This is a genomic window from Microbacterium sorbitolivorans (assembly GCF_003327285.1).
Taxonomy (GTDB): Bacteria; Actinomycetota; Actinomycetes; order Actinomycetales; family Microbacteriaceae; genus Microbacterium; species Microbacterium sorbitolivorans.
The window spans coordinates 154,751-170,313 of record NZ_KZ848474.1 but is presented as its reverse complement, the minus strand read 5'-3'; the positions used below and the strand labels follow the sequence as shown (position 1 = coordinate 170,313).

General features: G+C 69.9%; 13 protein-coding genes. 2 read left to right on the top strand and 11 right to left on the bottom strand.

From position 1 onward, the window contains the following. Positions 1-3,006 carry an alpha-mannosidase gene (locus DTO57_RS06485; protein ID WP_114117421.1) on the top strand — a complete coding sequence of 1,002 codons (3,006 nt, stop codon included), beginning with the start codon at positions 1-3 and terminating at the stop codon, positions 3,004-3,006. Further along, the gene (locus DTO57_RS06480) at positions 3,006-4,655 is read left to right on the top strand and encodes a hypothetical protein (protein WP_114117420.1); all 1,650 of its coding nucleotides are present in this window, start codon (positions 3,006-3,008) and stop codon (positions 4,653-4,655) included. The genes DTO57_RS06485 and DTO57_RS06480 overlap by 1 nt, the downstream gene beginning before the upstream one ends. Positions 4,656-4,883: 228 nt before the next feature. On the opposite strand, the gene DTO57_RS06475 is transcribed toward DTO57_RS06480, so the two are convergent. The 11 genes from DTO57_RS06475 to DTO57_RS06425 form a co-directional block, all read right to left on the bottom strand. Then, a complete protein-coding gene (locus tag DTO57_RS06475) occupies positions 4,884-5,885 on the bottom strand; it encodes a DNA glycosylase AlkZ-like family protein (RefSeq protein WP_162785686.1) in 1,002 nt (333 codons plus the stop codon). After that, complete coding sequence (locus tag DTO57_RS06470) at positions 5,882-6,160, bottom strand: hypothetical protein (RefSeq protein WP_114117418.1); 279 nt, start codon at positions 6,158-6,160, stop codon at positions 5,882-5,884. The genes DTO57_RS06475 and DTO57_RS06470 overlap by 4 nt, the downstream gene beginning before the upstream one ends. 174 nt (positions 6,161-6,334) lie before the next feature. Then, the gene (locus DTO57_RS06465) at positions 6,335-8,227 is read right to left on the bottom strand and encodes a YhgE/Pip domain-containing protein (RefSeq protein WP_114117417.1); all 1,893 of its coding nucleotides are present in this window, start codon (positions 8,225-8,227) and stop codon (positions 6,335-6,337) included. 111 nt (positions 8,228-8,338) lie between these two features. After that, positions 8,339-8,941, bottom strand: coding sequence for a hypothetical protein (locus tag DTO57_RS06460; protein ID WP_162785685.1), 603 nt, complete (start codon positions 8,939-8,941; stop codon positions 8,339-8,341). Next, positions 8,938-9,579, bottom strand: coding sequence for a TetR/AcrR family transcriptional regulator (locus DTO57_RS06455; protein WP_162785684.1), 642 nt, complete (start codon positions 9,577-9,579; stop codon positions 8,938-8,940). Before DTO57_RS06455 ends, DTO57_RS06460 begins: the two co-directional genes overlap by 4 nt. Positions 9,580-9,790: 211 nt before the next feature. Further along, positions 9,791-10,708, bottom strand: a complete 918-nt coding sequence (locus DTO57_RS14490; RefSeq protein ID WP_187346604.1) for a hypothetical protein — start codon at positions 10,706-10,708, stop codon at positions 9,791-9,793. A 5-nt stretch (positions 10,709-10,713) separates the two neighbouring features. Beyond that, on the bottom strand, positions 10,714-11,406 hold the full coding sequence (locus DTO57_RS06445; protein ID WP_114117414.1) for a SipW-dependent-type signal peptide-containing protein: 693 nt from the start codon (positions 11,404-11,406) through the stop codon (positions 10,714-10,716). Further along, positions 11,403-11,975: a hypothetical protein gene (locus DTO57_RS06440; protein WP_114117413.1), complete on the bottom strand. Its 573-nt coding sequence runs from the start codon at positions 11,973-11,975 to the stop codon at positions 11,403-11,405. The genes DTO57_RS06445 and DTO57_RS06440 overlap by 4 nt, the downstream gene beginning before the upstream one ends. Positions 11,976-11,984: 9 nt before the next feature. Next, complete coding sequence (locus DTO57_RS06435) at positions 11,985-12,545, bottom strand: signal peptidase I (RefSeq protein ID WP_114117412.1); 561 nt, start codon at positions 12,543-12,545, stop codon at positions 11,985-11,987. A gap of 64 nt (positions 12,546-12,609) precedes the next feature. Continuing rightward, on the bottom strand, positions 12,610-13,239 hold the full coding sequence (locus DTO57_RS06430; RefSeq protein ID WP_114117411.1) for an alternate-type signal peptide domain-containing protein: 630 nt from the start codon (positions 13,237-13,239) through the stop codon (positions 12,610-12,612). A 43-nt stretch (positions 13,240-13,282) separates the two neighbouring features. After that, positions 13,283-15,385, bottom strand: coding sequence for a vWA domain-containing protein (locus tag DTO57_RS06425; protein ID WP_162785683.1), 2,103 nt, complete (start codon positions 15,383-15,385; stop codon positions 13,283-13,285). Positions 15,386-15,563 lie beyond the last annotated feature (178 nt).

The following is a 15,563-nucleotide window of genomic DNA, read 5'->3' as shown; positions in this document are numbered from 1 at the left end:
GTGCACGTCGAACCGGAACTGATTTTCGAGCGCGTCGACCGCTTCATCGGGGAGTTCTTGCCGCGCGGGGTCGTCCTCGCGCGGCAGGACCTCGCCGTCGAGGGGTGGACGGTGCCGGGCACCGGGGGCGAGGTCGGCGAGCCGATCCCGTTCGCCCGGATGCTCGACGAGGCGAACTTCAGCCCGGTTCGCACGGGCGAGAGCTGGGGCGCGCCGTGGGCGACGACCTGGCTGCGCGTGCGGGGCGTCGTGCCCGAGGCGTGGCGCGGCCGCGGCCGCATCGAGCTCTCGATCGACCTCGGCTTCTCGGAGGCCAAGCCCGGCTTCCAGTGCGAGGGTCTCGTGCGGCTGCCCGATGGCACCGCCGTCAAGGGCCTCGAGCCCCGCAACCACCACGTGCCCCTCAAGGCGGCGCCGGGGGAGGCCTTCGAGTACCTCGTCGAGGCGGCCTCGAACCCCGACCTCACGCGCGGCGACGATTTCCGCTCGCCGCTCGCGTACTCCGCGACGCCGCTCGGCGATCGCGCGACCGCCGGCACGGATCCGCTCTACCGCTTCGGCCGCATGGAGGTGCGCCTCGTCGACGAGCAGGTCGAGGGCCTGCTCCGCGAGGTGCGGATCCTGTCCGGGCTCGCGCGCGAGCTCGCGTCGACGGATCCGCGCCGCGCGGCGATCCTCCGCGGGCTCTCCGAGGCCCTCCACGCGATCGATCCGGACCGGATCGACGCGGCCCCCGCGCGCGAGCGCCTCGCGCCGCTGCTCGCCTCGCCCGCCGCGGCGACGACGCTCGCGCTGACGGCGACGGGCCACGCGCACATCGACTCGGCGTGGCTGTGGCCGACGCGCGAGACGGTGCGCAAGGTCACCCGCACCTACGCGAACGTGCTCTCGCTCATGGACGAGGACCCGGAGGTCACGTTCGTGAGCTCGTCCGCGCAACACTTCGCGTGGGTGCGCGACGCGGATCCGGAGCTGTTCGAGCGCGTCCGCGCGCGCGTCGCCGAGGGGAGATTTATCCCCGTCGGCAACATGTGGGTCGAGTCCGACGTGAACATGCCGTCGGGCGAATCGCTCTCGCGCCAGTTGCTGTACGGCACGCGGTTGTTCGAGGACGAGTTCGGATCCCGCAGCCCGGTTGGCTGGCTGCCCGACTCGTTCGGGTACCCCGGATCGCTCCCGCAGCTGCTGCAGCGCGCGGGGATCGAGTGGTTCTTCACGCAGAAGATGTGCTGGAACGACGTCAACACGATGCCGCACCACTCGTTCGTGTGGGAGGGCATCGACGGCTCGCGCCTGTTCACTCACTTCCCGCCGACGAACACGTATTCGGGCGATCTGCGCCCGACCGAGCTCGCCCGCGCGGTGCGCAACTTCGCCGATCACGGATCCGCGACCCGCGCCCTCATGCCGTTCGGCTACGGCGACGGCGGCGGCGGGCCGACCCGCGAGATGGTTGCCGACGCGCGGATCCAGTCGGACCTCGAGGGCTCGGCGCGCGTCGAGCTCGGAACGCCGGAGGCCTTCTTCCGCGCGGCGGAGGACGAGTACGCCGACGCGCCCGTGTGGTCGGGCGAGATGTATCTCGAGTTCCACCGCGGCATCTTCACGTCGCAGTCGCGCACGAAGCGCGGCAACCGCCGCAACGAGCAGCTCCTCGCCGAGGCCGAGCTCTGGAGCGCCGCCGCGACCCTCAACACGGGCGCCGAGTACCCCTACGACGAGCTCGACGCGCTGTGGCGCGAGGTGCTGCTGCTGCAGTTCCACGACATCCTGCCCGGCACCGCGATCGCCTGGGTGCACCGCGAGGCCGAGCGCTCGCACGCCGCGACGACGAAGGCGCTCGAGCGGATCATCGCGGCCGCGCTCGAGGGCGTCTCCGGCGACCTCGTCGCCAACTCGGCCCCCCTTCCGATCCGCGGGGTGCCGGCGTTCTCGATCGGATCCGCGGATCCGGCCGCCGAGGTCGCGCTCGAGGAGCGCGGTTCCGGGTTCCGCCTGACGTCCGACGCCCTCGTCGTCGACATCGCGGCCGACGGCACGATCGTGAGCCTCGTCGACCGTGCGAGCGGCCGCGACGCGCTCGCGCCCGGCCAACCCGCGAACGTGCTCCAGCTGCACGTCGACGCGCCCGCGAAGTGGGACGCGTGGGAGCTCGACCGCGACTACCGCCTGCAGACCGAGACGCTCGCCGGATCCGCCGTGCGCGACGGCGACGCCGTGCGCGTCGAGGTGCGCGCCGGCGACTCGACGATCGTGCAGCGCATCTCGCTCGACGAGACGGGCGGTGCGGTGCGGATCCGTACCCACGTCGACTGGCACGAGACGCGGCGCCTGCTGAAGCTCGCCTTCCCCGTCGACGTGCACGCGAACGATGCCGCGTACGAGACCTCTTACGGGCACGTGCGGCGGCCGCTGCACCGCAACACCTCGTGGGACGTGGCGCGCTACGAGAGCTGCGCCCACCGCTGGGTGCACGTGGGCGAGCCGGGCTTCGGCGTCGCGATCGCAAACGACGGCATGTACGGCCACGACGCCTGGCGCGACGGGCAGATCACGACGGTGCGGCAGTCGCTCCTCCGGGCGCCGACGTTCCCGGATCCGGACGCCGACCAGGGCGAGCACGACTTCGAGACGCTCATCGCGCCCGCGGCGACGACCGACGAGGCGCTCGCGTGGGGCGTGCGGCTGGGCACGCCGCTGCGCGCGGTTTCGGGATCCGCTGGTTCCGCGCCCGTGCGGCTATCGGGGGAGACCTCGGCGGTCATCTCGGCCGTGAAGCTCGCCGCCGACCGCAGCGGCGACCTCGTCGTGCGCGTCTACGAGACCCGCGGCGCGCGCACGAGCGCGACGCTCGAGTGGGATCGGGACGGGGCCGTGCGCGAGTGTGATCTCGTTGAAGCCCCGCTTGCCGAGGTTTTGTCTTCGGGCCCGCGGGCTCTCGGGCTCGAGCTGCGCCCGTTCGAGGTGCGCACCTTCCGCATCACCTTCGACGACAGGGCAGCCTGATGACCTTCCTCTCCCACGCGGCCGCGGCCGCCGACGCCGCGATCGCGGGCCTCGCCGACGCGCCCCCGCTCGACCGCGCGCCCCTCGGCCCGCACCGTGAATCGATGCGCCGGGCGAAGCTTCTCGTCGCGGCGTTCCTCGCCGACGGCGGCGCCCACCGCGGCGACCGCGGCGCGCTCGAGCGCGCGCTCGGATACGCCGATGACCTCGCCGCGATGCAGGCCCCGTCGGGGCTGTTCGCGGGAGGCGACAACCTCGAATCGCCGCCCGACACGAGCTTCACCGTCAACGACCTGTGCGACGTCATCGAGCTGACGCGGCTCGGCGACGACGAGCTGCTGTCGCGGATCCGGGATCGCCTCGTCGAGATCGCCGACCGCGTGCGCCCCGCGCTCGTCGCGGGCGGCGTGCACACGCCGAACCACCGCTGGGAGATCTGCGCCGCGCTCGCGCGACTGCACCGCCTCCGCCCGTCGGACGACGTGCTGGCGCGCATCGAGCAGTGGCTCGCCGAGGGCATCGATATCGGTCCGGGCGGGCAGTACTCCGAGCGCAGCGCCAACTACGCCGTGCACGTGTCGAACCCGGCGCTGCTCGCGATGGGCGACATCCTGGGGCGTCCCGAGCTGCACGACATCGTGGAGCGGAACCTCGCGGCGACGCTCCTGCTGATCCACCCCGACGCGAGCGTCGAGACGGTGCACTCGCGCCGGCAAGACCAGAAGGATCCGCGCTTCGCGCTCGCGCCCTACCTCGTGGCGTTCCGGCGGCTCGCGATCGAGCGCGGCCGCGCCGACTTCGCGTGGGCGGCCGAGCTTGCGGAGCAGGGCGGCATCGACGAGCCGCAGACCGTGCTCGCCGAGGCGCTGCTCGCGCCCGCGCTCGCGGATCCGCTGCCCGCGCCCGCCGCGCCCGCGCGCGACGGCCTGCGGGTCTGGGCGCGCGAGGGCCTCGCGATCGACACGACCGACGCGCGGCGGCTCGTCGTGTTCGGCGGATCCGACCACGGCGCCATGCGCCGCGTGCGCTCGGGGCTCGCGAACAACCCGACGTTCCTGCGGATGTTCGCCGGATCCACGGTGCTCGACTCCGTGCGGCTCTCGCGCGACTTCTTCGGGCTCGGTCCCTTCCGGGCCGACGCGCTCGCGGTCGAGGGCGAGCGGATCGTGCTGCGCGAGTCGCTCGAGGGCAGCTACTACCAGCCGCTACCGCCGGCGTCGCTGCGCGCCGACGCCGACTACCGCCTCGTCGACGAGGGGCGCTTCGCCGCGGCGATGGCCTTCGACGAGCGCGATGAGACGCGCGTGGGGCTCTCGACGGCGATCGCGATCGAGCCCACCGAGCGCGGCGCCGACCTCGTGATCACGCAGCGCGGCGCCGAGGTGCCGTGGGCGCTCGAGCTCGCGTTCCGGCCCGGCGGATCCTTCCGCGGCGGCGAACAGCTCGGCCCCGACACGGTGCGGCTGTGCGAGGGAACGGCGAGCTACGGCTCGCTCGCGGTGACGGTAACGGGCGGCTCCGCCGCCCCCGCGCAATACCGCCCCGGCGAGGAATACGAATTCCTCGGCGGCACCGACGCCATGATCGGCCCGCGGCTCTACATCACGGGCCGCGCCCCGGGCGAGGTCCGGGTGTCCCTCACGGCGTAACGCTTCCCTCTTTTGTGGGGGCCACATTCCCGCGAGGTCGCACTCTTTTCGCGAGATCGCACTCTTTTCGGGGTGTGGCCATGAAAAGAGTGAGATCTCGCGGGTTGGGCGGGGCTCGTGTTCCGCGAGATCGCATTGATCTCGCGAGATCTCACTCTTCTCGCGAGATCTCACTGAATTCGATGCGATCTCGCGGGGTGTGGGGTCCCGGGGTGTGGGGCGCGGACGCTAGACGTGGGGCCAGGCATCGATGACGCGGGCGATGCGCTTGGCTGTCGCGGCCGGCACCTTCTCGACCAGCTCGAATGTCGCCTCGCGCCGGGTCTTCGAGCGGTGTTGCCACGTTCCGACGGCAACGCCATCGACGAGGATCGCGGGGCGGAATACCCCGTTATTCCCCGGCACCAGCGCCTTCTGCATCGCGCTCGTCGCGGTGAATTCGCGCCGCTCGTATCCGAGGATCCACTCGTCGAACCCGGGAATGAGGGTGACCCCGGTGTCTCCCGGATCCGCGATTTCGCCCGCGATCCACGCGCGCTCGCCCTCAACGGCGACCTCGGTCAGCCCGCCGAGTGCGCGCCGCACCGCGGTCTTCGGCAACTTCAGCCACCACGCCAGGTCGTTCTCGGTGACCGGCCCGCGCGCGGTCGCGAGGCCGCGGACGATCGCGGGGAGGGGATCCGGATCCGCGGCCCGCGCGGCCGCCGGCACCAGCAGCTGCTGGTCGCCGCGGAACGCGCCCCAGTGCCAAGATCCGCCGACGGCGTGGTGAAAAATCATGTGATATCCGCGGCCACCGGCGGGATCGAGGCCGGCGGACTCCCACGCGTCGAGCACCTCGGCGCGCGTCGCGCCGCGCGGCGCAACCTCAAGCGCCCGCGCGAGCGTCGCGTCATCGAGGCCGAGCTGGGCGCGGCGGGCGATGGTCGACCGATGGATCCGTTCGGCCGTGAGCGACAGCAGGTTCGCGAGGTGCTGCGGCGTTGTCGCGAACAGGGTGCCGCGCACGGGCCAGGATCGTACGATCTCGCCGCGATCGAACGCGGCCCTCACGTCGTCGATCGTGGTGCCGGGCGTCGAGCGGATCGCGATCGCGCGCAGCACGGCGGGCAGATCCTGCCCCTGTAGCGCCACCGCGCGATCGACGACCTGCGCGGGCGTGAGGGCGGATCCGCCCAGCAGCTGGCTCGCCCAGCGCGCCCGCCGAGCCTGCACGGCCGTGAGGTTCACGCCAGCCCCGTGTTCTCGGCCCAGCGGCCGGAAGCCGCGGCCGCGGCGTCGGCGATGAGGGCGTCGATCTCGGGGCTGCGCCTGACGTTGAACGAAACGTAGGCGCCGCGGCCTCCCGCGACGGGCTTGCCGTATGCCTTCGCGGCGAGGGATCCGTCGGCGAGGAGCCGGACCGTGATCGACTGCAGCTCGAACTCTTCGCCGCGGCGCTCGTCACGCCAGCGCAGGTGATCGGGGATCGTGACGTTGAACGCCAGCGCGTTGATGTCGACCATGCTCCGAGGCTACGACGCGAACCGGTCATTCCGCGAGGTCGCACACATTTCGCGAGGCCGCACACATTTCGATGCGACCTCGCGAAAACAGTGCGACCTCGCGGGGACAAAACAGTGCGACCTCGCGAAAACAATGCGATCTCGCGGGGAGGGGCGGGCCGGAGGCCCGGCCCGTTACCCCAGGAGGGACGGGCGGATGTCGCGCATCGTGCGTGAGCGGGTCATCCGGAAGATGGTGACGAACGCGATGAGTAGCGCTCCGACGAGCCAGCACCCGAGGAAGGCGACGTCGCTCCACACGCGGTCGAGGTCGCCGCCGTACATGAGTTGCCGCAGCGCGTCGACGGTGTAGCTCATCGGCAGCGCCTCGTGGAGGGCGCGGAGCGGCGACGGCAGGGTCTGGAACGGGAACGTTCCGCCCGCCGACACGAGCTGCAGCACCATGAGGATGAGTCCGATGAACTGTCCGACGCTGCCGAGCAGCACATTGAGCGTCAGGATGATCGCGGCGAACGTCGCCGTAGTGAGCGCCATGACGCCGATCATCCCGCCGGGATGCGCCACCGTATACCCGAGCCCGAACTTGACGATCAGGTACACGGTACCCATCTGCAGCACGCCCAGCAGGGCGGGCGTCGCCCACGCGCCGAGCGTGATTGGCAGCGGCTTGCGCAGTGCCGTGACGGCGCGCTGCGAGTAGGGCTTGACGATGAGGAACAGCGCGTAGATGCCGATCCACGCCGAGAGGCTGATGAAGAACGGCGCCATTCCCGCACCGTACGACGACGCCTCCGACGTCGCGCCCGACTCGACGGTCACCGGATCCGACATCATCTTCGCGGCCGTCTTTCGCTCGTCCTCGGACTGGTCCGGGATCTGCGTGACCGCGTCGGCGAGCGAGCTCGCGAGCGTCGCGGATCCGTCCTTCAAGTCCCCGAGACCGTCGGCGAGCGAGGCGGCGCCGTCGGAGATCTGCTGGACGCCGTCGTTGAGGGTCGACGCGCCCGTCGCGGCCGACGAGACGCCGTCGGCGAGAGCGGGCATGTTGTCGGACAGCTGCTGGGCGCCGTCGGCGACCTGGCGGGATCCGTCGGCGAGCTGCGAGACCGCACTCGCCGCGGTCTGCACCTCGTCGTTGGCCTCGCGGATCTGCGTGCCGGCGGGGGAGATGAGCTGCACGATCGGCTCGATCTGGTCTTCGGGGATCCCGAGGGCGGTGAGCTCGTCGCGCACGTCCTGATCCGTCGGCAGCTGCGCGACGGCGTCGGCGATGCGCTGCGCCGCCGGCGCGACCTGGTCGTTGAGCTGCGCGTTGCCGTCGGCGACCTGCTGGGCGCCGCTCGCGAGCTCGCTCACCTTGCTCGGTAGCTGCGAGACCGACGAGTTGAGGGTGTCGAGGCCGCTCGACAGCTGCTGGGATCCGCTGGCCGCGTCCTTCGCGCCCGACGCGAGGGTATCGGATCCGTCCTTCGCGGTCGCCGCTCCGTCGGCGAGCTGCTTCGCGCCATCGGCGGCGTCGACGAGGCCGGATCGGATGGTCGCGATCGAGTCGAGCAGCGTCAGCGCGGCGGTCTGGCCGACCTCCTGCGTGAGCGAGTTACGCACCGTCGCGGTGACGGTGTCGGCGATCGTGCCCGCGAGGTAGCTGTTGGCGTCGTTCGTGGTCAGCTCGACGATCGCCTTCGTCGGGTCGTCGTCGGCGATCGAGGTCAGCGACGTCGAGAAGTCGGGCCCGAAGCGCACGATGAAGTCGTACTCGCCCGACGCGAGGCCCGACTGGGCCTCCTTGAGGGTTGTCTCGTGCCAGTCGAGGGTGCCGTCGTCGATGAGGTTGTCGCGCACCTGCTCGCCGTAGTTGACGTTCTCGCCGTCTTGCGTGGCGCCGGTGTCGTCGACGACGAGCGCGGCGGGCACGCTGTCGAGGTTGCCGTACGGGTCGTTGTTGCCCCAGAGGTACAGGCCCGCGTAGAGCAGGGGAACGAGCATGAGCGCCACGAGGGCGAGGATCTGCATCGGCGACCCGGTGAGGCGCTTGAGCTCGGTGCGGACGAGGGTGAGGAACTTCATGTGAGTGCTTCCCGGTGTGGCTGCGTCACGAATATCGGAGAAATCACGAGACTCGGATCCATTCGCGGAACCCTTCCGAGTTCCGTGATTTTTCCGAGTTTCGTGCGGGGGTCATCTGCGCGCGGCGTCGATGGCGGCGGCCGAGGCGAGCACGATCACCGTGTAGCCGCGGGCGGCCCAGGCGTGCGCCGTATCGGACCAGGCGGCGATATCGCCGCCGTGGCGATCGGGGATGGCGATGATGAGGATGTCGACGTCCTTGCGGGCCGCCGCCGTGCGGGTGAGCACACGGGTCCGCACCTCGGCGGGAAGGTGCCCCATCGTCGTCGACGCGAGGTCTGACAGTCCCTCGTCGGCGAGCAGCTTGCGCATCGCGCGGCGCGGCGCTCGGAGCCCCGCGAAGACGAGCTCCTCCATGACCACCTCAGCGAGCGGCAGCTCGTCGGCCGGGGCGCTCGTGTCGGGGGCGTCGACGATGGCGACGCGGTTTCGCAACCCCTTCGGATCCTCGCGGCCGTCGAGCTCGACGACGCCCGCCTTCGGGGCCATGCGCCCCGAGAGCATGAGTGAGAGGAAGTCGGCGCGCTGCCCGCCCTCGACCGCGACGAGGGTCACCTGGCCGGCGTAGGCCTCGACGTCGATCGCCGCGATGGGGCCGACGGTGATGCCTCGCGCCGCGAGGGTGGGCACAGCGGTCAGTTCCTTCGTTGTCACGAGGCTTCTCCGTTCACTGGGTTCTGAGGCGAGTATGTCTCGAGAGCCGCGACCGTGTCACGCGCGGCGCGCCAATCGAGGCCGGCGGTTCCGAGGGCGGTGGCGGCGAGGATCCGCTGCGCCTCGACGTCGTCGAGCTCGCGGGCGACGACGACGTCGAGCATTCCGAGCAGCGTGCGCTCGATGAGGAGCGCCGTGAGCTCCGGATCCTGGTCGCGCCGGAGGGATCCGCTCGCGTGCCCGCGCTCGACGGCGTCGAGCAGCACGCGCCGCACGGGCTCGATCGTCTCGCTGACGGTGCTATCGAGCGGGCCGCGCACGACCATCTGCACGACGAGCTTGACGTCGGTCACGGCGCGCCAGACGCCCGACATGAGCAGCGCGATCTGGACGGCGGGGTCGTCGTGGCGGATCCCCTCGACCGACGACGCGATCTTCGCCGCCCCACGCTCGAGCAGCTCGGAGATGAGCGCCTCGCGCGACGGGAAGTGGCCGTAGACGGCGCGGCGGGTGAGGCCGGCGGCGGTGGCGATGGCGTCGATCGACGCCTGCGGATCCTGCCGGAGGAGCTCGGCGGCCGAGGCGAGCAGGGCTTGACGGTTGGCGACCGCATCGCGTCGCCGCGACGATGTGGTCATCATCACAGTGTAAATAGTTTGCACACCTGCGTGCAAAGTGTTACCTGGGAAAAATGAAGGCGGGCGTCCCGGGGCCATCCGGTACGCCCGCCTTCACGGGTCTATTCAGTTATGCGGAGGTGAGAGAACGAGGTTGGGGGAGGTGCCTCGTCATCTCACCGCCGGGTTTGGTGGTCCGAGCGCGCTCGACACGGCGACCGCGGGACTCGGATCAGACCCTGTCGGTTCCTCGTGTGCGGCGCTGCTTCAAGAGGAGCAGACCCGCGGCGCCGGCGGCAGCGCCGAGCACGGCAAGGCCGGCGACGGATCCGCCAGTCGGCGACAGGTCGCCCGCCTCCGGCGGTGCGGGAGGATCGACCGGGGGAACCTGAGGCTCCTCCGACTCGCTCGGGGTTGGGACGACATCCGGTGTTGGGGTCACATCTGGTGTCGGGGTCACGTCGGGTGTCGGCGTCACGTCGGGTGTCGAGGTCACGTTGGGTGTCGGCGTCGCATCCGGTGTTGGCGTCACGTCGGGTGTCGAGGTCACGTTGGGTGTCGGCGTCGCATCCGGTGTTGGGGTCACGTCGGGTGTCGGCGTCGCAGCCGGCGTCGGCGTCACCGGAGGGGTGGGCTCCACGACCTCTCCGCCGAGCGTGAGGACGACATCGAACGATGCCTCGTGGGCGCCGACGTTGGACTTGTTGCCGGAGGTCGCCTCGACGGGGAAGTCGTAGCCGATCGTGACGTCGGTCATCTCGCCCATCGCCAGGGGCATGCTCATGACGGCCGTGTCTCCGGCGTCGTCGATCTCCGAAAGCGAACCAGACCCGGTGCCCCAGTCGACGATGACATCGTCGTAGAACGAGTCGTCGAGGCCCTTGTCGGGGGTGCGCAGCTCCACGTGGGTGATCGTGACCGTGAGCACGCCGTCCGAGGGGCCATCGTTGCGCACGTACAACGTGCGCTCTGCGCTGTCACCGGGCACCGCGACGGGCGTCCCGACGAAGCTTTCGACGACGGTATCGGCGAATGCCGAGCCGTCCCACGAGAGCTGGATCGGATCCGGCTCGGCCGCGTTCGCGGGGGCGACGGCGCCGAGTGCGAGAGCGAGCGACGCCGCGGCGCAGGGCAGAAGGTATTTCCTCATGGCGGTCACTCTCCGGGCCGGAAGGTCTCGTATGTGAATGAGATCGTGTGGTTTGTCTCGGCGGCGGGGTCGAGGGCGCTCGTGACGACGGCATTCCAGTCGTCGGTCGCGGTCACGTCGCGCTGCGACGGATCCTTCGCGGTCGCCGTCGCCGTGTTCTTATACGCGCCCTCATCGGGAAGCCCATCGAGCGTCGCGATGAGGCACCAGTACTCGGTGGCCGGCGTCGTCGAGGTCGAGTAGTCGGCCGTGACAGGCGTGTTGGTGAGGGACGGCGATGCGGGGACGGCCGCGTCGACGGTGCAGTCTGCCGCCGCATTCACGGGGAAGACCGAGACGTCCGCGGCACCGAAGATTCCGGTCCCCCAGCTCGACGGCGGGGTCACGGTGTAGCGCAACCCCTTGTTGCCCTGGCTGAGCGAGTCGGTCTGCATCGGGATCGCGATGCGGCTGTCCTCGACGAGCGCGGCGGCCTCGGCCGCCCCGATCGTGACGGTTGCGGTGTGTGCGCTGTCGGCGGGGGCCGTTGCATCGACGCGACCGGCGGCAAAATACTCGTAGCCGGAAGAGATTTCTCCCGCGAAGCTCACCTCATCGTTCCAATAGGCTGCGGTGACGCCGCCGACGCCGAGCGCGAGCCCGATCGTTGCCGCAAGGCCGATCACTGCCGTGTCGCGGACGACATGAGTGCGGTTCATTCGAATCCCTCCCCGGAACGAATCTGTGTCAGAGTGATGTCGAACTCGCCAAGGTCGGCGGTCTGAACGGCGCTGTCCGTCCCGAACCGGTCGCTCAGGTCGGCGAAATCTAGCGTGACCCGCAGGACGTAGTCTCCGCCGGTGGTCACGCGTGCGAGCGAGGGGGTGCCCGCGCCGAGAGTCCCGGAGGCGAGCTCGTTCTCGTCGGAATCGAAAACGGAGTAGTCGCCCGTTACCCCGGCGGGGAGCGACGGTGCGACGCGCCAGTCGACGCCGATGTTCCCGGCGAGGTTATCGCCGTCGAGCACGGCCTCGAAGGGGAACGTCGCGGTGGCGGAGTCGCCCTGGCGAACCAGGAACATGCCCGCCTGAGGGGAGGTCACGTCTGCCGAGGTCTCGGCCCATACGACGTCGGCAGACGAGATGTCGAGGTTTCCGGCGACGACCGTCGCGGCGGATCCGCTGGCCGTGCCGTTCCAGAGAGCGAGCGTGCCGCCGCCGAGGGTGGCGCCGGCGGCGAGAGCCGCGGTGGCGAATAGTGGCAGACGCCACTTCGAAGGTGTGCGCACGTCTTTCTCCTAGTGTGTGCGGGCGGGGACGCGCCCGCGCGAGCTGTCTGACCGCTTCGCGAGAGCGGCGGATCCGAATGCATAGATGCCGTATCCGACGAGGCCCGCGCCGGCGATGACGAGGAGCATCTCGCGATGGCTTCCGAGCGCCTGGGCGGCCAGCCCGACGTACGGCACGCTGTAGATGACCTTGCCCATCACCTGCGCGGCGACGATGGGCTGATCGTCGGCGCCGTTGGCGTCGCCTCGGGTGATGTAGCCGGTACCCTCGGGGCCGTTTTGCACGGCGACGATGCGGTGGGTGATGAGCGTCGGGTCGCCGGAGACGGGCTGGAAGGTGATGGCGTCGCCGATGGCGTACGAATCCTGGGGAACCGACACCACCATGTCGCCGGGCGAATACGTCGGCTCCATGGAACCGGTAAGAACGGTGAGGGCGGCCCCGTGCATCACCCGCGGTACCAGTGTGAGCGACAGCGCGACGCCCAATACCGCGAGCAGGAGCACGGTCACGAAGGCGGAGCCCGCGCTGCGCCAGAACAGCGGCTTGCGTCGGCGTGTGGCGGTCACGGGGTTCTCCTAACGTGGTGGGGCCTGCGGGGGAGCCGGTGGGCGCCCCCGCACGATCGAGGGTTTAGTTGTAGCCGGGGCCGTCGGCGCGGACCTGCGTGAGGGTCGCCGATGCGGAGGTGAGCGCCGCGGTCGTCTGAACGAGGTCGCGTTCGTCGGTGTTTTCGTCGAACGTGATGGCAACCTCGAGCGTGACGTCGGCTGCGCCGTCGACGGCAGCCGGAACAACGATCGCGCCGGTCGTGTCACCCGTGTTGTCGGACGACGTCAGCTGCACGTCGATGCCGCTTCCGAGGGATCCGGTGGCCGTGCCGATCACCGTCGCGCCCTGCTTGAGGGTGTAGGTCGCGGTGAGGCCCTCGGCGAGGTCGCCGCTCAGTGCATCGCCCGTAAGGGCAAGCTCGGCGACGATGTTGTCGCCCTGCAGGCCGAGGTCGAAGCCATAGGCACCCGTGATCGTGTCGCCGGGGACAATCTTGAACGTCGACAGGTCGATGACGTGCGGGGAGTCGGTGCGGTCGCCCGAGACGTCGTTCCACGTAGGCGTGCCGACGGCTTCGACGTCGAGGTTGCCGGCGGTAATCGTGCCGCCATCCGTCGTCGCGCTGTCGTTCCACAGGGCGTAGGTGCCGCCGCTGATGAGCAGCGCGGCGCCCGCGGCGCCCGCGACGATTCCGGTGAGCTTCTTGTTCATGGGGTTCTCCTTGAGGGTGCGCTCTGTAGCGCGGTGGGGGGGGTTATTCCTGGGCGGTGACGGAGCCCGTGGCCGAGCACGTCATGCTCTCGCCCACGGCCAGCTCGGTCTTGGGGCACGTCGCGTTGCCGACCTGGTCGTCGGCCACGGCGATGTCGGTCAAAGCGGTCTGACCGGTGTTTGTCACGAGGTATTTCCAGGTCACGCTTGTTCCGGAGGCGACCTCATCGCCATCGTCGATCTCGACATCGCCGAGCCACGCAGTTTTGACGACGTCGATATCCGGCACGAGGGTCTGCACGTTGTTGAACGTGCACTTCAGGGCATCGCCGCTCGTGACGTTTACTGTCGCCGTCGGTTTCAATACGGAGACGGCCTTGCCGTTGAGGGTGCAGGCGATGCTGTCGAGCGACCAGCCGCTATTCGCGTGGTCTCCCAGGATCTCGCTGAGGGAGACGGCGGCTGGAGTCTGGGGGTGGGGGGTGCCGAACTTCACGGTCCAGCTCGCCGATCCCTCGGAGCCCGTGGTCTGTTCTGCCGGCGTCGACAGCGTGCCCTGCGTCGAAGACGCGGAGAACGTCCAACCGGACCCGCCGTTCGCGTATTCGTTCGTCCCGTACGCCTTCGTCTGCTTTTCGATGTCGATGGTCGCCTGGCAGGTGGCGCCCTTGGCGATGCTGCTCAGGACGGTCGTGAGCTCGCTCCACGGCGTCTGGAAGTAGTCGGACGCGACACCCGACTGTCCCGTGACGTGACCGACGGTGCCGGAAACGGCTCGCAGGTTGGCGGGGTCGCCCGAGAGGCCGTCGCCGACGCCGACCGCGAGCACGCGCGTGCCCTCTGCCTTGAGCGCGTTCGCCGAGAAGATCGCCTGCTCGACCTGTGCGAACTGCGTGGAGTCGCCGGGGCCGCTAGCGGGAGAGCCCGAGTAGGTCGGCATGCCGTCGGTGACCATGATCGCGAGGTCGAAGTCGGTGCTCGAGGCTGCGACCTGCCAGATGCCGCGATCCCAGTTGGTGGCGCCACCCGTTGCATAGGCGTCGATGCGGTTCTTGATCGTATCCAGATTGTTGCCCTGATCGATGGCTAACGAACCCCAGTTGCGCCCGTCGCCGTTAGAGTTGCGGGGAGCCGAGGCAGCGAAGGTGAAGAGTGCAACGGAGGATCCCGATCCTGCGAGCGAATCGACCATGCCCTTCGCGGCGTCCTTCAGGGTGCCGACGTAGTTGTCGACGGACCCCGAGAGGTCGAGGATGAGTGCGACGCTCAGCCCAGCCTCGCATCGAAGCGGAAGCGTCGGGTTGACGCGCGACGCCTGCCAGAGGCCCGTCGACGTCCTGCTGTCGTTGTTGGCCATGAAGGCGCTGCCGGACGTGTACGTGTTGCCCGCGCGCAGGTTCTCGCCCGTGCGGAAGGCATAGGTCGACGTCGACCCGGTGCCGACAACGAGCGGCGAGTTCAGGTACCAGTCGGCGGGCGCGGAGGTTGCCATGACCCAGAAACGTCGGTCGCGGTTCGCCGCGGCATCCCAGCAGAGGCCGCCGAAACTCGATCTGCATTGAGTGTTCGGAACGGTAAACGAGCAGTCACCCTGAGCATCGGAAACACACGTGGCCCAAGCCTCAGATCGTGCGGTTGTTGGCGCGCTCGTACCGTTGTAGAGCTGCAGTTCTACGCCGGCAAGTGCTGCCGGTCCACCCGCCGTGCGGTCGCCGCGCACCTTGACATTGATGACAGCGGTCGTTGAGCTCGGCGCGGGGACCGAGAGCGGGGCGACGACACCCGGTTCGTCCTGCGGCGCCTGCTCGCTCGCCTGCGCGTCGTCGGCGGCTTCCTCCGGCGCCTCACTCGGCTCTGCCGAGGGCGTCGGTTGCAGATCCTCCGGGACAGCCGGGATCGTTGAGAACTCCTGCAGTGGGCTGGTGGAAGCCTCGGGCATCGGATCCGCGCTCTCTGCCGCGACGGGAGGATCCTCGGGCGCTGGAGACGGCGTGGACGTCTCGACGACGGTCCACGATTCGCTCTCCTCGCTCGCGGCTGCCGCTTGGGGTACGACGGCGGTGACCAGCACAATGGCGAGGAGCGCCGAGGCTCCCATCTTCCAGTTGCGAGTGATTCGCCGTGCCGAGCGAGGCAATTGCGCCATGCTCCGACCCCTTTCTCCTGCCGTGCGAAGGCACGATCCTGTCGGTTCGTCACCGCACCTGCACGGCAACACAACCCGACGCTAGGGGGCGGGGCACGCGAGAAACTTCCCCGGAGGGCTTCGTTGCGAAGTCGACACCACGTTCATGATTGACGGGCAAACGTACAGGCTCGGCGAC